This is a genomic window from Pseudomonas sp. HP_08, from assembly GCF_055284095.1.
Genome location: NZ_JBTOQC010000052.1, coordinates 108,811 through 128,341, shown reverse-complemented (window position 1 = coordinate 128,341; position 19,531 = coordinate 108,811). Strand labels below are relative to the sequence as shown.

At 62.9% G+C, this 19,531-nt stretch carries 16 protein-coding genes; 5 read left to right on the top strand and 11 right to left on the bottom strand.

Annotated elements, in window-relative coordinates; all coding sequences use genetic code 11:
• Positions 1 to 177 precede the first annotated feature (177 nt).
• From putP to ACYAS9_RS28340, 4 genes are all read left to right on the top strand, one after another.
• On the top strand, positions 178 to 1,668 hold the full coding sequence (putP, locus tag ACYAS9_RS28355) for a sodium/proline symporter PutP (RefSeq protein ID WP_463571821.1): 1,491 nt from the start codon (positions 178 to 180) through the stop codon (positions 1,666 to 1,668).
• A gap of 233 nt (positions 1,669 to 1,901) precedes the next feature.
• Entirely contained in the window at positions 1,902 to 4,031 is a 2,130-nt protein-coding gene (locus ACYAS9_RS28350) for a putative bifunctional diguanylate cyclase/phosphodiesterase (RefSeq protein ID WP_463571820.1), read from the top strand.
• Positions 4,032 to 4,074: 43 nt separating this feature from the next.
• Complete coding sequence (locus ACYAS9_RS28345; protein ID WP_463571819.1) at positions 4,075 to 4,587, top strand: YgjP-like metallopeptidase domain-containing protein; 513 nt, start codon at positions 4,075 to 4,077, stop codon at positions 4,585 to 4,587.
• Positions 4,588 to 4,718: 131 nt separating this feature from the next.
• Positions 4,719 to 5,015, top strand: a complete 297-nt coding sequence (locus ACYAS9_RS28340) for a winged helix-turn-helix domain-containing protein (RefSeq protein WP_463571818.1) — start codon at positions 4,719 to 4,721, stop codon at positions 5,013 to 5,015.
• Between the two features lie 18 nt (positions 5,016 to 5,033).
• On the opposite strand, the gene ACYAS9_RS28335 is transcribed toward ACYAS9_RS28340, so the two are convergent.
• Positions 5,034 to 5,492, bottom strand: coding sequence for a GNAT family N-acetyltransferase (locus ACYAS9_RS28335; RefSeq protein WP_463571817.1), 459 nt, complete (start codon positions 5,490 to 5,492; stop codon positions 5,034 to 5,036).
• Between the two features lie 232 nt (positions 5,493 to 5,724).
• On the opposite strand from ACYAS9_RS28335, the gene ACYAS9_RS28330 reads away from it, so the two are divergent.
• The gene (locus tag ACYAS9_RS28330; protein ID WP_463571816.1) at positions 5,725 to 6,462 is read left to right on the top strand and encodes a substrate-binding periplasmic protein; all 738 of its coding nucleotides are present in this window, start codon (positions 5,725 to 5,727) and stop codon (positions 6,460 to 6,462) included.
• On the opposite strand, the gene yccS is transcribed toward ACYAS9_RS28330, so the two are convergent.
• From yccS to ACYAS9_RS28280, 10 genes are all read right to left on the bottom strand, one after another.
• Positions 6,459 to 8,651 (bottom strand): YccS family putative transporter, encoded by a 2,193-nt coding sequence (gene yccS, locus ACYAS9_RS28325; RefSeq protein ID WP_463571815.1) that lies wholly within the window; start codon positions 8,649 to 8,651, stop codon positions 6,459 to 6,461. The two genes, ACYAS9_RS28330 and yccS, sit on opposite strands and share 4 nt — an antisense overlap.
• Before the next feature lie 122 nt (positions 8,652 to 8,773).
• Positions 8,774 to 9,952 carry a BaiN/RdsA family NAD(P)/FAD-dependent oxidoreductase gene (locus ACYAS9_RS28320; protein WP_463571814.1) on the bottom strand — a complete coding sequence of 393 codons (1,179 nt, stop codon included), beginning with the start codon at positions 9,950 to 9,952 and terminating at the stop codon, positions 8,774 to 8,776.
• Positions 9,953 to 9,986: 34 nt separating this feature from the next.
• Positions 9,987 to 11,366, bottom strand: coding sequence for an ATP-dependent RNA helicase DbpA (dbpA, locus tag ACYAS9_RS28315; protein WP_463571813.1), 1,380 nt, complete (start codon positions 11,364 to 11,366; stop codon positions 9,987 to 9,989).
• Between the two features lie 76 nt (positions 11,367 to 11,442).
• Entirely contained in the window at positions 11,443 to 12,843 is a 1,401-nt protein-coding gene (mdtD, locus tag ACYAS9_RS28310; protein ID WP_463571812.1) for a multidrug transporter subunit MdtD, read from the bottom strand.
• Positions 12,844 to 12,851: 8 nt separating this feature from the next.
• Positions 12,852 to 14,177, bottom strand: a complete 1,326-nt coding sequence (locus ACYAS9_RS28305; protein ID WP_463571811.1) for a TldD/PmbA family protein — start codon at positions 14,175 to 14,177, stop codon at positions 12,852 to 12,854.
• Positions 14,177 to 15,619 (bottom strand): TldD/PmbA family protein, encoded by a 1,443-nt coding sequence (locus ACYAS9_RS28300; RefSeq protein ID WP_463571810.1) that lies wholly within the window; start codon positions 15,617 to 15,619, stop codon positions 14,177 to 14,179. Before ACYAS9_RS28300 ends, ACYAS9_RS28305 begins: the two co-directional genes overlap by 1 nt.
• A gap of 34 nt (positions 15,620 to 15,653) precedes the next feature.
• Positions 15,654 to 16,247 carry a transcriptional regulator BetI gene (gene betI / locus ACYAS9_RS28295; RefSeq protein WP_463571809.1) on the bottom strand — a complete coding sequence of 198 codons (594 nt, stop codon included), beginning with the start codon at positions 16,245 to 16,247 and terminating at the stop codon, positions 15,654 to 15,656.
• A gap of 244 nt (positions 16,248 to 16,491) precedes the next feature.
• On the bottom strand, positions 16,492 to 17,670 hold the full coding sequence (gene choV, locus ACYAS9_RS28290; protein WP_463571808.1) for a choline ABC transporter ATP-binding protein: 1,179 nt from the start codon (positions 17,668 to 17,670) through the stop codon (positions 16,492 to 16,494).
• Positions 17,667 to 18,515, bottom strand: coding sequence for a choline ABC transporter permease subunit (gene choW / locus ACYAS9_RS28285; RefSeq protein WP_463571952.1), 849 nt, complete (start codon positions 18,513 to 18,515; stop codon positions 17,667 to 17,669). Before choW ends, choV begins: the two co-directional genes overlap by 4 nt.
• A gap of 63 nt (positions 18,516 to 18,578) precedes the next feature.
• Positions 18,579 to 19,526 (bottom strand): choline ABC transporter substrate-binding protein, encoded by a 948-nt coding sequence (locus tag ACYAS9_RS28280; protein ID WP_463571807.1) that lies wholly within the window; start codon positions 19,524 to 19,526, stop codon positions 18,579 to 18,581.
• Positions 19,527 to 19,531 lie beyond the last annotated feature (5 nt).

Below are 19,531 nucleotides of genomic sequence, written 5' to 3'. Positions count from 1 at the left end.
GTGATGTGGTGCAACTGTGCGGGTAAAAGTGGTTGCACCTTGATCGTCATGTTTAATAGGATGCCCGGCGTCGGTGCAACCTTAACGACGAGGGCTGCTTGCGAGGGCCTTCAGTCAGCATGGCGTCCGGGCTTCAGGTGCCGGACGTTGAATAAAAACAATGCCAAGGCAGAACACATGAGTTTCACTAACCCCACCCTGATCACCTTTGTGATCTATATCGCCGCCATGGTCCTGATCGGCTTTATGGCCTATCGCTCGACCAATAACCTTTCTGACTACATTCTGGGCGGACGCAGCCTGGGCAGCGTGGTCACCGCGCTATCGGCCGGTGCCTCGGACATGAGCGGCTGGCTGCTGATGGGCCTGCCGGGCGCCATCTATATGTCGGGCCTGTCGGAAAGCTGGATCGCCATCGGCCTGATCATCGGTGCCTACCTGAACTGGCTGTTTGTCGCCGGTCGCCTGCGCGTCCACACCGAGTACAACGGCGATGCGCTGACCCTGCCGGACTATTTCAGCAGTCGCCTCGAAGATAAAAGCGGCGCCCTGCGCATTATTTCGGCGATCGTGATCCTGATTTTCTTCACCATCTATTGCGCCTCCGGCATCGTCGCCGGTGCCCGTCTGTTTGAAAGCACCTTTGGCATGTCGTACGAAACCGCGCTGTGGGCCGGTGCGGCGGCGACCATCGCCTACACCTTCGTCGGTGGTTTCCTGGCGGTGAGCTGGACCGACACCGTGCAGGCCTCGCTGATGATCTTTGCCCTGATCCTCACGCCAATCTTTGTCGTGCTGGCCACCGGCGGCGTCGATCCGGCCTTCCTGGCCATCGAAGCGCAGATTCCGGGCAGCTTCGACATGTTCAAGAACACCACCTTCATCGGCATCGTTTCGCTGCTGGCCTGGGGCCTGGGCTATTTCGGCCAGCCGCATATCCTGGCGCGCTTCATGGCCGCCGATTCGGCCAAGTCGATTGCCAGCGCCCGTCGTATCTCGATGGCCTGGATGATCCTGTGCCTGGGCGGCGCGGTGGCGGTGGGCTTCTTCGGTATCGCCTATTTCTCGGCCAACCCGGACATCGCCGGTCCCGTGACCGAGAACCCGGAGCGGATCTTCATCGAGTCGTCCAAGCTGCTGTTCAACCCATGGGTGGCCGGTGTGCTGCTGTCGGCCATCCTGGCGGCAGTGATGAGCACCTTGAGCTGCCAGTTGCTGGTGTGCTCCAGCGCCCTGACCGAAGACTTCTACAAAGCCTACCTGCGCAAGAGTGCCTCGCAGGTCGAACTGGTCTGGGTCGGCCGCGCGATGGTGCTGCTGGTGGCGGTGATCGCCATCCTGCTGGCCTCCGATCCGAACAACCGCGTGCTGGGCCTGGTCAGTTACGCCTGGGCCGGCTTCGGTGCAGCCTTCGGCCCGGTCGTGCTGCTGTCGCTGCTGTGGAAGGGCATGACCCGCAACGGCGCACTGGCCGGTGTGGTGGTCGGTGCGGTGACCGTGGTGCTGTGGAAGCAGTTCACCACCATCGGCCTGTACGAAATCGTGCCGGGCTTTATCCTGGCGACCCTGGCCATCGTGCTGTTCAGCCTGACCGGCGAGAAGCCTTCGGCCGCCATGCGCGAGCGTTTCGACATCGCCGACAAGGCCTACAAGGACGCCGTGCGCTGATCCTTGTCTGACCGGCCATGGCCCGCCCGTCGAGTGACGCGCGGGCCATTTTTTTGTTTACCGGGATGAACCCGATGGACGTTTAAAGATCTCGACCGTTAGTCGGCTAAAGCCTACTTTTGGCATGGCAATGCGCCTGCGCTCTTATCCTTTTTCTCAGGCAGGTCTAGAGTTGGTGTCAACTTGATGACATGTGTCCTTGCGTCATCCTTACGACTTACAAGAGATACGGCATGGAATGCGCGCAAGACAAGCCAGGTGACGGCGCTTCGGTGCTTCTGGTGGTCGATGATTACCCCGAGAACCTGGTCACCATGCGCGCAGTCCTGCAGCGGGCCGACCGCTGCATTGTGACCGCCAGCTCCGGGTTCGAGGCACTCAGTGTGCTGCTGGAGCGTGATGTCGACCTGGTGCTGCTCGACGTACAGATGCCCGGCATGGACGGTTTCGAGGTCGCGCGGTTGATGCGCGGCAGCCAGCGCACCCGCCTGACCCCGATCATCTTTCTCACCGCCAACGAGCAAAGCCAGGAAGCGGTGCACAAGGGCTATGCCAGCGGCGCTGTCGATTATCTGTTCAAGCCCTTCGATCCCAATGTCCTCAAGCCCAAGGTCCAGGCCTTGCTGGAGCAGCAGCGCAACCGCCGCGCCCTGCAAAAGCTGACCCAGGAGCTGGACGCGGCGCGGGCGTTCAACGAGTCGGTGTTGTCCAACGTCGCCGAAGGCATCCTGGTGGTCGACGAGAACGGCATCGTGCGCTTCGCCAATCCGGCGATCTGCCGCTTGCTCGACAGCACCGAACAACAGCTGCAGGGTTCGGCGCTGCTCGATCATGTCTGCCAGCCGCAGGCCGGTCACTGGCTGGAGTCCGGTTTTCATAACTGGTACCGGCGTGGCGAAATCTGGCGGGTTCACGACGCGACGCTCAATACCCGCACCGGCGGCCAGTTGCCGGTGACCTTTTCCAGTGCGCCGCTGCCGGCCGAGCAGAAAGCCATGGTACTGAGCATCCTCGACATGTCGGTCGAGCGTGACCTGTACCGGCAGCTGGAGCAGCAAGCAGTAACCGACGCGCTGACCGGCCTGCTGAATCGTCGCGGCCTGTACAAGGCGGTGCAGAGCATGTTGCAGCGCAATCAGCGGGCTGAAAAATGCCTGGCGGTGCTGTACCTGGACCTGGACGGTTTCAAGATGATCAACGATTCGCTGGGCCACGAAGCCGGCGATGAGGTGCTGCTGTGGGTGGCCGGGCAGTTGCGCGAATGCATGCGCCCTTATGATGTGCTGGCGCGCATCGGCGGTGACGAGTTCGCCGTGGTGATCGAAGGCCTGGAAAACCCGGAACAGGCCGCCAAGATCGCCGAAAAGATTATCGAACGGGTTGCCGTGCGCCGCCATGTCAACGGCATCGATGCCACGCTGGGCGTCAGCATCGGCATCGCCACCCATCCCGAATGTGGCAGTGACCTCGACAGCTTGCTGCGCATCGCCGATACCGCCATGTACGAGGCCAAGCGCGCCGGCCGCCAGCAGTACCGTTTCTATGACCCGAACATGAACGGTCGCGCCCGTTCGCGCTTGATGCTTGAAGAAAGCGTGCGCAGTGCCATCGACAATGAGCAGTTCTCGGTGCTCTACCAGCCTCAGGTGCACCTCGCCGATGGCCGGCTGCGCGGCTTTGAGGCCATCCTGCACTGGCAGCACCCGGTGGTCGGCGATGTGCCGCGTGACTTGTTCATGCCGCTGCTTGAAGAATCGCGGCTGATCAACCGGCTGGGTGGCTGGATGTTCGATCAGGGCGCCCGGCAGCGCCAGCTCTGGAGCCCGGCGTTCGACGCCGATCTGGTGGTGAGCGTGGGCATCAGCTCAGCGCAGTTCTGCCTGCCGAACCTGGCCTGTGAACTGCAGCGCGCCCTGGAGCGCCACGGTTTGTGTCCGGGGCAGCTTGAGGTCGAGATCAGCGAACGCTCGCTGGTGCACAACCTGGCTCACAGCCACAAGCAATTGCGCCAGTTGCACGACATCGGCGTGCGCGTGGCGCTGGACGACTTCGGGGTTGGCGACTGTTCGCTGGCGCATTTGCGCACCCTTGAGCTCGACACGCTGAAAATCGACCGGCACTTTATCGCCACCTTGCTCGACTCGCCGCGCGATGCGGCGCTGGCGCACAGCATCATCGAGCTGGCGCGCAACCTGGGCATGCTGGTGATGGCCGATGGCGTTAGCGGCGTCGAGCAATACCAGTGGCTGGCGGCTCACGGTTGCCAGTTGATTCAAGGGCCGCTGGTGGCCGCCGCCATGGACGTCGCCCAGGCCACGGGCATGACCCGGCAGTGGAGCGGGCCGGGTTTGAAGGTGGTGTGAGTGGTGTAGACTGGCCGCTTTTCGATGCGCGTGTGTCCCGACCTTGTCCAGCCCGTTACCGCTCAAGTACCTGCAAGCCTATCCGCCTGCCCTGCAGGATCAGGTCCGCCAGTTGATTGCCCAGGACCGACTGGGCGACTACCTGCAAAAACGCTATCCCGAGCGCCACGCCATCCAGAGCGACAAGGCGCTGTATGCCTTTGCCCTGGAGCTGAAAAACCAGCACCTGCGCAATGCCCCGCCGATCGACAAGGTGTTGTTCGATAACCGTCTCGACCTGACCCACCGTGCGCTGGGCCTGCACACCACGGTGTCGCGGGTGCAAGGCGGCAAACTCAAGGCCAAGAAAGAAATTCGCGTGGCCTCCTTGTTCAAGGAAGCAGCGCCGCAATTTCTGAGCATGATCGTGGTGCACGAACTGGCACACTTCAAGGAAACCGAGCACAACAAGGCGTTCTACAAACTGTGCGAACACATGCTGCCCGGTTATCACCAGCTGGAATTCGATTTGCGCGTGTACCTGACCTGGCGTGACATGCCCCTAAAAACCGCATAACCGTAGGAGCGCGCTTGCCCGCGACCGAGTGCGCTAGCGCTCGCAAAATTTCGGAAACGCCACAAATTTACGACTGCTAACGCAGCCGGTCGCGGGCAAGCGCGCTCCTACGGCAGCAGGTACAGTTCACTATGCAAGTCAGCAAAACCAAAAGCAGTTTCTACCGTCGTCTGTATGTGGCCTGGCTGATCGACAGCGGGCAGGCCCGCAGTGTGCCCGCGCTGGAGGCGGCCACCGGCATGCCGCGGCGTACCGCGCAGGACACGATCGCGGCGTTGGCCGATCTGGACATCGTCTGTGAGTTCGAGCAGCGCGACGGCGCGCGTAATCATGCCGGCGATTACCGCGTGCATGACTGGGGCGCCATCGACAAGGCCTGGATCGAGCGCAATCTGGCGACCATCAAGGGCGTGCTGGGCTATCCGTAAGGGCTACCCGTAAGCCGGTTATTCCAGGTCGCGACGCATGCCGATGTGCGGGATGTTGTCTTCCAGGTAGGTTTCGCCCACCGGATCAAAGCCGTAGCGGCTGTAATAGCCCTGCAAATGCGCCTGCGCCGACAGATAGATTGGCTGGTCGGGCCATTTGCGCTCGGCATGTTCCAGCGCCTGCACCATCAGTTCGTGGCCCAGGCCCATCTTGCGGATCGCCGGTGCCGTCACCACGCGACCGATGGTCACGTCGCCGCCCTGCTGGATCGGGTCCAGCAGGCGCAGATAGGCCACCAGCTGGTCATTTTGCCAGCCCATCAGGTGGCAGGTGTCGCCCGTCAGGTCCAGACCGTCGACGTCCAGGTAAGCGCATTGCTGCTCGACCACGAATACCTCGGCCCGCAGGCGCAGAACGGCATAGAGCTGTTCGATGCTCAGGTCGGTATGGTGTTTGCAGATCCATTTGATAGACATGTCGCTGACTCGGAGGGAAACCTGAGCGGATTCTAAACTCATCGGGCTGTATTCCCAATAAAACCCTCTATCGCCTGCCACTTTGCACGTGACGCAGGCCGGGGAACGCTTGGGCCCGTCCATTCGTCTGAGTGGATTGGTAGCATCGATGGGTTTCTACCAAACGCTGTGTCGAGTATCGATGAGTTGATCGGAAGCATTCCGGGCAACGAGCCAGATCAGGAACGTGCGCATGCAGCGATGGATTCAAGTCATAGGGATCATGGGGTGCTTGTGGGTGGCCCAGGGCAACGCAGCAGAGCGGCTGCGGCTGGTGGCCGACCCTTGGGCGCCGTTCACCGACTCGGCGCTGCTCAATGGCGGGCTGGCCACCGACATTGTCAGCACCGCGCTGGCAAGGGCCGGCTATGTCACGGTGTACCAGCAATTGCCTTGGGCACGCGCGATGCTCGGGCTGGCCGAAGGGCGCCATGACGTATTGATCAATGCCTGGTACAGCGAAGAGCGCACCAGGATCGGGCAGTTTTCCGACGCCTATCTGCTCAACCGGATTCTTTTTCTCAAGCGCAAGAATGAGCCTGTCGATGACTGGAGCCTGTCGCTGCTGCGTCAGTACAGCATCGGCGTGGTGCGCGGCTACGCCTATACCCCGACCTTCGACAACGACAGGCGACTGCTTAAAGTGCCGGTGCAGAACTTCTCGATGGCCGCGCGCATGCTGGCCGCAGGGCGCATCGACCTGACCCTGGAAGACGAACTGGTCGCGCGTCATAACCTGGCGCTGGAAGATAAGGAGGTGCGCGAGGCCATTGAGTTTCTGCCGCAGCCGTTGAGCGAGAACGGCCTGCACATTCTGGTCAGCCTCAAGCACCCCGAACATGACTTGATCGTGCAGCGCTTCGACGCCGCCATCGCCGCCATGCGCGCCGACGGCAGTTATGAGGCGCTGTTCAGGCGACACGGCTTTTAGGCGACCTGCGCGGGCTCCGGCTGCTTGATCAAGTGCGCCGCCAGGGTACGCAAGGGCGCCAGCTGGCGGCAGATCAGCGCCAGTTGGGTCTGCACCAGACGCTGGCTTTCTTCCAGCTCGTCAGGAATCTGCTCCAGTTCATTGGCCAGCGCTTCCTCGGCATCGCTTTGCACTGCCACCGGCTGGCGTTCGGCCAGGCAGCGGGCGATGTCGTCGATGCTGGCGGCCAGGGTTGCGCCCGCGCCGTCGATCAATTGTTCATGCACGGTCGGTGGCAGCAGCGTGTCGCGGTGTGCGCCCAGGCCCGACAAATAGCTCAGCAAGGTGTGCGACAGCACCAGAAAGCGAAAGCCCACGTCTGCCTCTTTACGGAAGTGCCCAGGCTCCTTGAGCATGTTGGCCAGTGTCGTGGACAGCGCCGCATCGGCGTTGTGAGCGTTGCGTCGCGCCAGCCGGTAGGCCAGATCGTCGCTTTTGCCGTTGGCGTACTGCTGCATGATCTGGCGCAGGTACAGGCTGTTGCACGACAGGGTATTGGCCAGCACCTTGTTCAGGCGTCGGCCCTGCCAGTCGGGCAGGAACAGAAACACGGCAAGGCCGGCGATCAGGCTGCCCAGCAGGGTGTCGAGCAGTCGCGGCAGCAACAGCCCGTAGCCGTCGCCGACCTGATTGAAACAGAACAGCACCATCACCGTGATCGCCGCCGTCGACAGCGTATAGCGGGTGGTGCGGTTGACGAAGAACACCACGCCGGCCAGCACCGCGCACATCGATTGCAGGATCGGGTTGGTGACCAGGCCAAACAGCGCCCAGCCGGCGATCAGGCCGATGGCGGTGCCGATGATCCGCTGGCCGAGCTTGATCCGCGTGGCGCCATAGCTGGGCTGGCAGACAAATACCGTGGTCAGGATGATCCAGTAGCCATTGACCGGGTGAATCAGGTGCACCATCGCGTAGCCGACCGTCAGCGCCAGCGGCAGGCGCAGGGCATGGCGAAACAGCAGCGAGGTCGGGGTCAGTTGCTGGCGCAGGCGGTTCCAGAAATCCTTGAGGGTGCGTGGCGAGCGGTCCAGCAGGCTGCTGTCGCTGGCATCGGCCAGGGCATCGGGGTTGCTGGCGTCCTTGATCAGGCGGTCGAGGGTTTCCAGGTTGGCCGCCAGCGCACGCAGCGAGCGCAACAGGCTGCGCCAGGCCGGGTTGCTCTGCACGCGCAAGTGTTCGAGCGAGGCGCGCAGGTCTTCCATGGCCTCGGCGAAATTGGCGTGGTACACGAACGGCTGGCGCATCTGGATCGACTCGGACAGCGCCTGGCAGGCCGAACCTTGCTGGCGCAGCAGGCGCTGGCAGCGAAACAGCACATCGCTGTGGAAGAACGCCTCGGTCAACGAGTTGTAAGGGTAATGCGAGGAGCTGGCGCGCTCGTGGATGTCCTGGGCGATGAAGTACAGCTTCAGGTAGCGGCTGACCTTGGAGCCCGGCCGGCCGCTGCCGACCCGGTGCAGAATAATCTCTTTGGTCGCGTTGAGCGCCGCCACCACCCGGCCATTCTGCTGGGCCAGTTCCAGGCGCCGCGCTTCGACATCAAGGGTACGAATCGGCTCGAACAGGCTCGACTTGAGCTTCAGGTACTGCCCCAGTTCACGAAACAGCCGGGCCAGCGCCTGCTGCACCGGCTGGTTGGAAAACAGCATCTGCCACAGCACCGACAGCAGCCCGTACCAGGCGGCGCCGGCGACCAGCAGCATCGGTTCGTGCCAGAAATCCAGCACCTCGCCGCCGCGCTGGTCGACGCCGATCATGGTGTACACCGACAGAATCAGCGTGCCGTAGGCGATGGCGCCATAGCGTTCGCCCAGCGCCCCGAGCATGGTCAGGCAAAAGCTTGCCAGCGCCAGGGCAATGGCAAAGATCCACGGGTAAGGAAACAGCAGCTCGACCGACAGCGCCGCGACGGTGAAGCACACCAGTGTCACCGCCAGCGCATTGAGGCGGCCTTGCCAGTTATCGTCGGTCTCGGCCAGGGCGCAGGCGATAATCCCCAGGAACAGAGGAATCAGCAGGCCCATCTCGTTCTGATACCAGCACAGCGCCATGCTGCCGGTCAGGGCAATGAACACCCGGATGCTGTAGCTGAACTTGTCCTGAGCCCATAAGCGCCGGAGCGTGTGACGAAGGGATTTCGATGCCATGAATGCGCTGACAACCTTTTCGCGATTGAACGGGCAGGAGGAATATGTACAGCGCTTGAGTGGCGCTGTACACCGGCAAAGCAAGATTTATTCCGGCGGCAAAAGTTCTACGCGCCTGCCCGTTACACGTATTGCGCCGCCGCATAGCCCGAGGCCCAGGCCCACTGAAAGTTGAAGCCGCCCAGGTGGCCGGTCACATCCAGCACTTCGCCGATGAAGTACAGCCCCGGTGACTTCAGCGACTCCATGGTCTTGGACGACACTTCGCGGGTATCGATGCCGCCCAGCGTGACCTCGGCGGTGCGATAACCTTCGGTGCCGGCCGGCACCACGTGCCAGTCCGCGAGTTTTTCAGCGATGGCCGCCAGTTCCGCGTGGGTGTACTGCTTCAGCGGTCTGGAGGTGAACCAGTGCTCGGCGAGCAGGGTGGCCATCTTCTTGGTGAAAATCTCGCCCAGCAGGGTTTTCAGTTCGCTGTTGGGGCGCTCGGCCTGTTGCTGCTTGAGCCATTCATGCGCGTCGTGGTCGGGCAGCAGGTTGATGTGCAGCGTGTCGCCCGGTTGCCAGAACGACGAAATCTGCAACATCGCCGGCCCGCTCAGGCCGCGGTGGGTAAACAGCAGGTTCTCGCGGAACGCGCTGTCGTTGCAGCTCACCAGACAATCCACCGAAGTACCCGACAGCTCGGTACACAGCGCCTTGAGCTGGTCGGTGATGGTGAACGGCACCAGGCCTGCGCGGGTCGGCAACAGGGTATGGCCGAACTGCTGGCCGACCTGATAACCGAACCCGGTCGCGCCCAGCGTCGGAATCGACAGCCCGCCACTGGCAATCACCAGCGAGGTGCAGTCCAGCGTGCCCAGCGTGGTGTGCAGGCGATAGCCGCTGTCGGTCTTCTCGATACCTTGCACCGAGGTGTCCATGTGCAGGCTGGCGCCGGCGTCGCGGCAGTGGTCCAGCAACATCTCGAGGATGTCGCTGGCCTTGTTGTCGCAGAACAGCTGGCCGAGCTTTTTCTCGTGATAGGGCACGCCGTGCTTGGCGACCATCGCGATGAAATCCCACTGGGTATAACGCGCCAGCGCCGACTTGCAGAAGTGCGGGTTATGCGACAGGAAGTTGGCCGGCTCCGTGTACATATTGGTGAAGTTGCAGCGCCCGCCACCGGACATCAGAATCTTTTTGCCAGGCTTGTTGGCGTGGTCGATGACCATCACCCGCCGACCGCGCGCAGCGGCGGTCAGCGCACACATCAAACCGGCAGCGCCGGCGCCGATAATTACAACGTCAGTAGCGGGCACACCACAATCCTCAGGGCTCGGGGAAATAAAAAAGTCAGAGGATGCGCACGCGCAGCGATTTGCCTTTGATCTTGCCCTTGCTCAGGCGGTCCAGGGCTTGCTGGGCGATGGCGTGTTCCACGGCCACATACGACTGGAAATCGAAGATCGCGATCTTGCCCACTTGCGCGCCCGGAATGCCGGCGTCGCCGGTCAGGGCGCCCAGGATATCGCCGGGGCGCAGTTTTTCCTTGCGGCCCGAGGCGATACACAGCGTGGTCATCGCCGGTTGCAGGCGCGCACCGCCCTTGGTGCTCAGGGCGTCGTATTGCTGCCAGTTCAGCGGCGCCTGTTGCCGCGACTCGATGGCGCGCGCGCGGGCGCTTTCCGGTGGTGCGACCAGGCTGATCGCCACGCCTTTCTCACCGGCACGCCCGGTACGGCCGACGCGGTGAATGTGGATTTCAGAGTCGCGCGCCAGCTCGACGTTGATCACCATGTCCAGCGCATCGATGTCCAGGCCGCGGGCGGCGACATCGGTGGCCACCAGCACCGAGGTGCTGCGGTTGGCGAACATCGCCAGCACCTGGTCACGGTCGCGCTGCTCCAGGTCGCCATGCAGGGCCACGGCCGACATGCCCTTGGCGGTCAGGTGATCGACCACTTCCTGCACCTGCTGCTTGGTGAAGCAGAAGGCCACGGCCGAGGCCGGCTGGAAGTGATTGAGCACACGAACCACGGCCTCAAGACGTTGCTCAGGGGCGATTTCGTAGAAGATCTGCTGGATCTGGCTGTCGGCGTGCAGGGTCTGCACCTTGACGATCTGCGGGTCGCGCATGAACTTGGCGGCCAGTTGCTTGATGCCGGCCGGGTACGTGGCCGAGAACAGCAGGGTCTGGCGGCGCTCCGGGGTCTGGCTGACGATGTCGGTGATGGCGTCGACAAAGCCCATGTCGAGCATGCGGTCGGCTTCATCAAGTACCAGCGTGTTGACGCCGTCGAGCACCAGCGAACCCTTGCGCAGGTGCTGCTGGATACGCCCCGGTGTGCCGACGATGATATGCGCGCCGTGTTCCAGCGAGCCGATCTGTGGGCCGAACGGTACGCCGCCACACAGGGTCAGCACCTTGATGTTGTCTTCGGCACGCGCCAGGCGGCGGATTTCCTTGGCCACCTGGTCGGCCAGTTCGCGCGTCGGGCACATGATCAGTGCCTGACAGCCGAAAAAGCGCGGGTTGATCGGGTTGAGCAGACCGATACCGAAGGCGGCGGTTTTGCCGCTGCCGGTCTGGGCCTGGGCAATCAGGTCCATGCCCTTGAGGATCACCGGCAGGCCCTGCGCCTGGATCGGCGTCATTTCGGCGTACCCCAGCGACTCAAGGTTGGCCAACATGGCAGCGGACAGGGGCAAGGTGTTGAAAGCGGTTTGTGTCACGACGGTGAACCTGCAAGACAAAATGCTGCGCAGTGTATCAGGTCGCGCAGCCTCGTGGATTGCCGCCCGGTCGCTCCTACGACTTGGCTTTCTCGCGTGCCGGCAATTGCAGGAAGATTCCCGCCGCCAGCACCGACATCACCCCGACACTGAGGAAGGTCAGCTGGAACGCGCCCAGGACGCTGCTGGCCTCACCGTCCGTGGCGTTGGTAAATCCGCCCAGCAGCGCCGCCGCGCAGGCCACGCCCAGGCTCAGGGCCAGTTGCGCGACCACCGACAGCAAGCTGTTGCCGCTGGCGGCGCTGGCGTCGTCCAGGTCGATGAGGGTCACGGTGTTCATCGCCGTGAACTGCAACGAGTTCACCGCGCCCAGCAGCGCCAGGTGCACCAGCAAGACCCAATACGGTGTTTGCGCATCGACCAGCGCCAGGCTGGCCAGCAGTATGCCGAGCAGCAGGGTGTTGCCGGTCAGGATCACCCGGTAACCCAGTGCGTCGATCAGCCAGCGGGCGATGCCCTTGGCGAACATCCCGGCGGCGGCCAGCGGCAGCATGCTCATGCCCGCCTGCGACGGCGAATACCCCAGCGCCACTTGCAGCAGCAATGGCAGCAGAAACGGCAGTGCGCCGCTGCCCAGGCGTGAGAACAGGTTGCCGAGAATGCCTACCGCAAAGGTGCGGGTGCGAAACAGGCTGGGCGCAAACAGCGGCGACTCCACGTGGCCTGCGCGCAGCCAGTAGGCCGCCAGGCAGCCCATGCCGGCGAACAGCAACAGCACCACGCGCAACGGCGACAGGTGCAGTTCGCTCAGGCCTTCAAGGGCGATGGTGATCAGCAGCATCGAGGCGCCAAACAGCAAGAAGCCGACACTGTCGAAGCGTGTGCGGCCGCCACCGGCAATGTCCGGAATAAAGTGATGCACCGCATAGCAACCCAGAATGCCGACCGGAATATTGAGCAGGAAGATCCAGTGCCAGCTCATGTACTCGACCATCCAGCCGCCCACCGTCGGGCCCAACAGCGGGCCGAGCAGGCCGGGCACGGTGATGAAACCCATGATCCGTACCAGTTCCGAACGCGGGTAGGCGCGCAGCACGATCAGCCGGCCGATCGGCAGCATCAGCGCACCGCCCAGGCCCTGGATGATCCGCGCGCCGACCAGCATGTCGAGCGACCACGACACCGCACACAGCAAGGAACCGACGCTGAACAGCAGGATGGCGCTGAAGAAGATCCGCTTGATCCCGAAGCGGTCGGCGATCCAGCCCGAGGCCGGGATCAGCAAGGCGATGGTCAGCATGTAGGCGATCACCACCGACTGCATGCGCAGCGGGTCTTCCTGCAGCGAGTGGGCCATCGACGGCAGTGCCGTGTTGAGGATGGTCCCGTCCAGGCTTTGCATGAAGAAGGCGATGGCAATTACCCAAGGCATCCAGCGCAGGGTTTTCTCGTCCAGCTGAGGTGTCGAAGTCGTCATGCGGTTGGCTATAGCGTCAAGGTCAGGCGGTTGATCAGGGCACCGGGCAACCGGGTCGAGGCTGTCTGGCGCTGCTCGTAGGTGCTGGTCGACAGGATCAGCTCGCGTTCGCGGGTCAATGCTTCGAGCTGTTCACCGAGCAGGCTGTAGGCGCTGTCGTCGAAGCGCATGGTGCTGACGGGCGCAACAATCCGACCGTCCTCGACCCAGAAGGTTGCGAAGCGGGTCATGCCGGTCATGCGCGCCGCCGGCATGTCGGAGAAGTTCAGGTACCAGAGGTTGCCGATGTACAGGCCGGTGCCGAGCCGCGCCAGAATCTGCTCATGTTCCAGGTCGCCACCGGCCATGCTCAGCGCGCTGGGCCATTCGCCGGCGTTGGCGCCGTTGGCCGGCAGGCGGTATTCGGCGGCGCTGCTGGAGTCGACCAGCCGCTCGCCGGCCTTGCCATGGGTGATCAGCGCCAGGTCGCGGCGCGGGTAGCCTTCGCCGGAAAATGCCGGTGACAACGAGCCGCTGACCTGTTCGTCCAGTGACACCGCGGCATTGAAGCGTGCCTCGCCGTCGTACAGGCGCTGTAACGGGCTGTGCTTGCTGGCAATCGCCTGCGCGGAAAAGCCGCCCCAACTGAGCATGCCGATAATCTCGTCCAGCGCGGCCGGCGCCAGATAGGCACGGTACTGCCCCGGCGCGAGGGTGATGGCGGGCCGGCCGAGGTATTCCAGCTGCTCGCGGGCCTGCTCGAACTGGCGCTGAAACGCCGCGTTGTCCCAGTGATGGCCGGCGTAGTTGGCTTTTACCGCCTGGCCGTTTTCGTGGAACAGGCTCCAGTCGAGGTTGAAACTATTGGCCTGGTGCCAGCCCAGCGCGCCCCATGAACTGGCAAAGCCGCGATAAATCGGGCCGGCGGCATAGATGCCGACCAGGTCCAGGTCGCGGGCACGCTCGCCGATCTGCGCCACCACATCGCTGCTGTCGGGCAGCGGCGGGGTTTGCCAGCTTTCGCTGTGCCAGGCTTCGTTGTTGGGCAGCAAATACGGGTCTTCAGGCAGCAACGGCAGGGCTTCACGCACCTGGCGCACAGCCTGTTGCAGGCGCAGGCGGTCTTCGTCCGGGTCGTCGGCCAGGGTCAGCGTCAGGTCGGCATGCCGGCCTGCGTCGATCAGTTTGAGGCTGACGCTGGCCTGCTGCACAGAGCCTGCCTGGCGCACCTGGCCGTGGTTGAAGCGAATGAAGTCCGAGGCTTCGGCGTCATAGGCCAAGGTGAACTGCTCGCCCGCCTGCAGGGCCGCCTTGAGTACGGCGACCAGCGTTTCAAACTGTTGTTGACGGTCCATCAGGCGTCTCCTCCGAACACATCCACCGCACTGAACACACAGGCCGGCGACGCATGCCCGACGCGCACCACCTGGTTGGGCTCGCCCTTGCCGCAATTGGGCGTGCCCAGCACTTCGACGGTACTGGCATTGCCGACCGCGCTGAGGTTGCGCCAGAACTGCGCCGACACGGCACGGTAGTTGGGGTTCTTGACCACGCCCTTGAGCTGGCCGTCTTCGATCAACTGGCCCCATTCGCAGCCGAACTGGAACTTGTTGCGCGCGTCATCGATGGACCACGAACGGTTGGTCGACATCAGGATGCCGCGCTCGATGCCGCCCACCAGTTGCTCGAACGACTGATCGCCGGCCTCGATATTGAGGTTGGCCATGCGGTCGATGGGCGCGCGGTTCCAGTTGCAGGCGCGGCTGTTGGCAACGCCCGGCAGGCCGCTGCGGTATTGCGACAACGCACCACCGAGCGGACGCTCCAGCAAGCCGTTGCGGATCAGGTAATGCTTGCTGGCGGGGCTGGCGTCGTCGTCATGGCTGTAGCTGGCCAGTTGTTCTGGAATGTCCGGGTCGAAGGTCACGTTAAGCAGCGCCGAGCCGTATTGCAGGGTGCCGAAGTCGGCGGCCTTGACGAAGCTGGTGCCGGCGTAATTGCGCTCGTCGCCCAGAATGCGGTCCAGTTCCAGCGGGTGGCCGATGGACTCGTGGATCTGCAGGGTCATCTGGTCGGGCATCAACAGCAGGTCGCGTGGCCCGCTCGGAGTATTGGGCGCCTGGATCAGTTGCAGCGCCTGATCGGCAATCTTCGGTGCCGCGCCGATCAGCCCGCAGCGCTCGATGACTTCTGCGCCGCCCTGCTGGCCGAAATTGCTGCCGCCCAGGCTGCGGATCTGGCTGTCGTGGCCGTCATAGGCGGTGACGCTCATGCCCGGATAGACGAAACGCTGGGCCTGGCGAATCTGCGCGCCGGCATTGTTGAGGTAAATCTGCTCGACCGTTTCCAGGCCCAGGCTGGTTTGCCAGTCGACCAGGCGTTCATCGCTGGGCACGGCGGCGGATTCGTCCTGCAGCAGTGTCAGCACATCGCCCAGGGACGGAAACGCGGCGTCCAGTTGCGGCGACAGGTAGTCGGCGCAGGCGCTGGACACCGGCTGCTCGCGCAGGTCCAGCAGCGCATGCGGCGCCAATTGCCGGGCCAGCGCTTCGGCGCGCTCCAGCGCCGTTTGCAGGCCGCGCTGCGACAGGTCGTGGGTTGCGGCGTAGGCTTCGACGCCATTCAGGCGCACGGTGATCATCGCGCCCTGATCGAGGCCTTGCGACAACGGCTGCGCCACATTGCGGCGCACCGACAGGTGCTGATGGGTACGGCGCACATGGCGTATGGAATAAAACGACGCTTCACTGCTGAGGGCTGCAAAGCGCTGTTTGAGCGTGGCATGGAAGTCGAACATGCGGGCGGGGCTCCTGGGCAGGGATAAAGGCTATTCAGCCCTGCGCCTTGGCCAATTGCAAATCGACATACTCCAGCGCAATACGCTGGGCCTGCTCGGTATCGAACGCATCCCCGGACAAGGCGCCGCGCAGCCACAGGCCGTCGACCAGTGCGGCAAGACCGCGTGCGGCGCTGCGGGCCTGTTGTTCAGGCAGCACGCGGCGGAACTGCCAGCACAGGTTCGAATACAGGCGGTGGTCGTTGATGCGTTGCAGGCGGTGCAGGGAAGGGTGGTGCATGCTGGTGGCCCAGAATGCCAGCCAGGTTTTCATCGCCGGGCCGTTGACCTGGCTGACGTCGAAGTTGCCCTCGATGATCACCCGCAAATGCGCGCGCGGGCTGTCGTCGGCCAGGGCCTGGCGGCGGCTGGCGGTGTTGCTGCTCAAGGCGCTCATCAAGTGACGCATGGTGGCCTCGATCAGGCCGTTCTTGTCTTTGAAATAGTGGCTGATGATGCCATTGGAAACGCCGGCCAGGCGGGCGATCAGGGCAATGCTGGCGTCGCCCATGCCGACTTGATCAATGGCACTCAAGGTGGCTTGAATCAGTTGCTGGCGACGAATGGGTTGCATACCGACCTTGGGCATGAAGCAGAGTCTCCTGACGTGCAATGGGCTAAAAACGGCCCAGCAGTCTAGGTTTTTTCGGCGGGTCGATAAAACAATAAAAAAATTAAGGACAAAGAAGCATGGGACACGGTAGGAGCGCGCTTGCCCGCGACTGAGTGCGCAGCGCTCACAGAAATCTGTGAAACGCTGACATTTTACGACTGCTACGCAGCCGGTCGCGGTGGTCCGGCATCCCGGCAAGCGCGCTCCTACAGCGGGGTTATCAGCCGTGATTCTTGCCCAGCAGTGCGTGGTACAGCTCGGTGTCGCCGAGAATGCCGACCACCCGGTTGCCGTCCTGCAACACCAGCTTGTTGCCGGTCTGGTAGCGGATCTGCAAGGCGTCGCGCATGCCGATGCCCGAGTCGACCAGTGTCGGACGACGTTCCAGGTGGCCGACGCCGTCGCCGGACTGCCAGTTCTGTAGCTGGATGGGCGCTACGCCCTGGCGGGCGCCCTTGATCACGTTGCCTTCGGCCAGGTCCAGCCACGAGTCGCCGCCCGGGTCCAGGCATACCGAGCCGTTGATGCGCTTGCAGTTGTCCAGCGTGCGCATCAGGCTGCGGCCGCACAGCACATTGAGCGGGTTGGTGTGGGCGACGAAGTTGCGCACGTACTCATCGGCCGGGTTGAGCACGATCTCTTCCGGCACGCTGTACTGGATGATCCGCCCGTCTTTCATGATCGCGATGCGCGTGCCCAGCTTGAGGGCCTCGTCCAGGTCGTGGCTGACGAAGACGATGGTCTTGCTGAGCTTTTGTTGCAGGCTCAGCAGTTCGTCCTGCAGGCCCTGGCGAATCAGCGGGTCGAGGGCCGAGAACGGTTCGTCCATCAGCAGGATATCGGCGTCCATGGCCAGCGCACGGGCCAGGCCCACACGCTGTTGCATGCCGCCCGACAGCTCGTCGGGCTTCTTGTTGCGCCACTGGGTCAGGCCCACCAGCTCAAGCTTTTCATCGACCAGCTTGCGCCGCTCTTTCTCCGGACGACCCTGCATTTCCAGGCCGAAGCTGATGTTCTCGCGTACGGTCAGCCACGGCATCAGCGCGAACTTCTGGAACACCATGGCGATGCGCTTGGTGCGCATCATCTTCAGTTCTGCCGCCGTGCAGTGGGCGATGTCGATCTGCGAGCCTTCGTGCTCGACGAACAACGAGCCACGGCTGACGGTGTTCAGGCCGTTGATGCAGCGCAGCAGGCTCGATTTGCCTGAGCCGGACAGGCCCATCAGCACGCAGATCTCGCCCTTGTTGATGTCCAGGTTGGCTTTTTCGACGCCGACGATCTGGCCGATCTGCTTGAGGATCTCGCCACGGCTCTTGCCCTGGTCCAGCAGCCTGAGCGCTTCGCGCGGGTCCTTGCTGAAGATCACGTCTACGTTTTCGAACTTGATGATACTCATGCGTCGGACCCTGCCTTGGCTTCAGGTTGTTTGCAGATACGGTCGAGCATGATTGCCAGCAACACGATGGCCAGACCGGCTTCGAAGCCCACCGAAATGTCGGCGGTGTTCAGTGCGTTGACCACTGGTTTCCCCAGGCCGTCGGCGCCGACCAGTGCGGCAATCACCACCATCGACAGCGACAGCATGATGCACTGGGTGATACCGGCGGCGATGCTTGGCATGGCGTAAGGCAGTTCGATACGGGTCAGCAACTGGCGTCGCGACGAGCCGAATGCCTTGCCGGCATCGAGCAGCTCCTGCGGCACATCGCGAATGCCCAGATAGGTCAGCCGCACCGGCGCTGCGATGGCGAAGACCACCGTGGAAATCAGCCCCGGCACCACGCCCAGGCCGAACAGGGTCAGGGTAGGGATCAGGTAGACGAAGGTCGGTACGGTCTGCATCAGGTCCAGGACCGGACGGATGCAGGTGTAGAACAGTGGCTTGTGCGCCGCGATGATGCCCAGCGGCACGCCGATGATTACGCACACCAGGGTGGCGAACAGCACCTGGGCGAGGGTTTCCAGGGTTTCCTGCCAGTAATGCAGATTGAGGATCAGCAAGAACGACAGGATGACGAAAAGGGTCAGGCCCCATTTGCGCTGGATGAAGTGCGTCAGCGCGGCAATCAGGCCGATCAGGACATACGGGTTGAACCATGCAAGGCCGGAAGTCAGGCCGTGAATCATCAATTCCAGGGAGTAGGCGATTGCATCGAAGTAGTTTGCGCCATGGCGTATCAGCCAGTCGACGAAGGCAGCAATGTAATCGCCCAAAGGGAGTTTGTGATCAGTGATCATGATGTCGGGTGTCCGCTTGCGGGGTAGGAAAGGATCGCAGGCGGAGGTTGGCCGCCTGCCATCGTGTTACTCAGCCAGTTTGGCTTTGGCCGCTTCCAGGCCCGGTTTACCGTCCACGGTAGTCACGCCGGCCAGCCAGGTGTCCAGCACCTGAGGGTTCTGCTTGAGCCAGGCGCGTGCGGCGGCGTCAGGCTTTTGTTTGTCGTCCAGCACTTTGCCCATCAGGGTGCTTTCCATTGCCAGCGTGAACGACAGGTTCTTCAGCAACTGTCCGACGTTGCTGCATTGCTCGCTGTAGCCCTTGCGGGTGTTGGTATAAATGGTCGCCTGGCCGAAGTTGGGGCCGAAGAACTCGTCGCCGCCGGTCAGGTATTGCAGCTTGAAGCGGGTGTTCATCGGGTGCGGTTCCCAGCCCAGGAACACCACGTCGGTGCCGCGGCGGCTGGAACGGTCGACCTGCGAGAGCATGCCGGCTTCGCTGGACTCGACGACCTTGAAGCCTGCGTCTTTCAGGCCGAAGGCGTTCTTGTCGATCATGCTCTGGATCAGGCGGTTGCCGTCGTTACCCGGCTCGATGCCGTAGATCTTGCCGTCCAGCTCTTTCTTGAATTTGACGATGTCCGAAAAATCTTTCAGGCCCTTGTCGTACAGGCTCTGGGGCACGGCCAGGGTGTACTTGGCGTTCTCCAGGTTGGCGCGCACGGTTTCGACGGTGCCGGCCTCGCGGTAGGACTTGATGTCGTTCTCCATGGTCGGCATCCAGTTACCCAGGAAAACGTCCATGTTCTTGCCTTCGGCCAGCGACTTGTAGGTCACGGGCACCGAAATCATTGTGGTCTTGGTCTTGTAGCCGAGCGCTTCGAGCACTTCGCTGGTCACCGCAGTGGTGACGGTGATGTCGGTCCAGCCGACATCGGAGAAGTTGACGGTGTGGCATGCCTGGGGTTCTACGGCCTGAGCCAGCAACGGCAAGCCGAGCATGGCGGCCAACAATAACGACTGTGAACCTTTCATGGGTA

What these genes read in the sequence shown, in the direction of transcription:
- ACYAS9_RS28340 (WP_463571818.1), top strand. Translation starts at nt 4,719, where the DNA reads ATGCAAGTCAGCAAAACCAAAAGCAGTTTCTACCGTCGTCTGTATGTG.
- putP (WP_463571821.1), top strand. Translation starts at nt 178, where the DNA reads ATGAGTTTCACTAACCCCACCCTGATCACCTTTGTGATCTATATCGCC.
- ACYAS9_RS28305 (WP_463571811.1), bottom strand. Translation starts at nt 14,177, where the DNA reads ATGGACCGTCAACAACAGTTTGAAACGCTGGTCGCCGTACTCAAGGCG.
- betI (WP_463571809.1), bottom strand. Translation starts at nt 16,247, where the DNA reads ATGCCCAAGGTCGGTATGCAACCCATTCGTCGCCAGCAACTGATTCAA.
- yccS (WP_463571815.1), bottom strand. Translation starts at nt 8,651, where the DNA reads ATGGCATCGAAATCCCTTCGTCACACGCTCCGGCGCTTATGGGCTCAG.
- ACYAS9_RS28300 (WP_463571810.1), bottom strand. Translation starts at nt 15,619, where the DNA reads ATGTTCGACTTCCATGCCACGCTCAAACAGCGCTTTGCAGCCCTCAGC.
- ACYAS9_RS28330 (WP_463571816.1), top strand. Translation starts at nt 5,725, where the DNA reads ATGCAGCGATGGATTCAAGTCATAGGGATCATGGGGTGCTTGTGGGTG.
- ACYAS9_RS28280 (WP_463571807.1), bottom strand. Translation starts at nt 19,526, where the DNA reads ATGAAAGGTTCACAGTCGTTATTGTTGGCCGCCATGCTCGGCTTGCCG.
- ACYAS9_RS28335 (WP_463571817.1), bottom strand. Translation starts at nt 5,492, where the DNA reads ATGTCTATCAAATGGATCTGCAAACACCATACCGACCTGAGCATCGAA.
- ACYAS9_RS28350 (WP_463571820.1), top strand. Translation starts at nt 1,902, where the DNA reads ATGGAATGCGCGCAAGACAAGCCAGGTGACGGCGCTTCGGTGCTTCTG.
- choV (WP_463571808.1), bottom strand. Translation starts at nt 17,670, where the DNA reads ATGAGTATCATCAAGTTCGAAAACGTAGACGTGATCTTCAGCAAGGAC.
- mdtD (WP_463571812.1), bottom strand. Translation starts at nt 12,843, where the DNA reads ATGACGACTTCGACACCTCAGCTGGACGAGAAAACCCTGCGCTGGATG.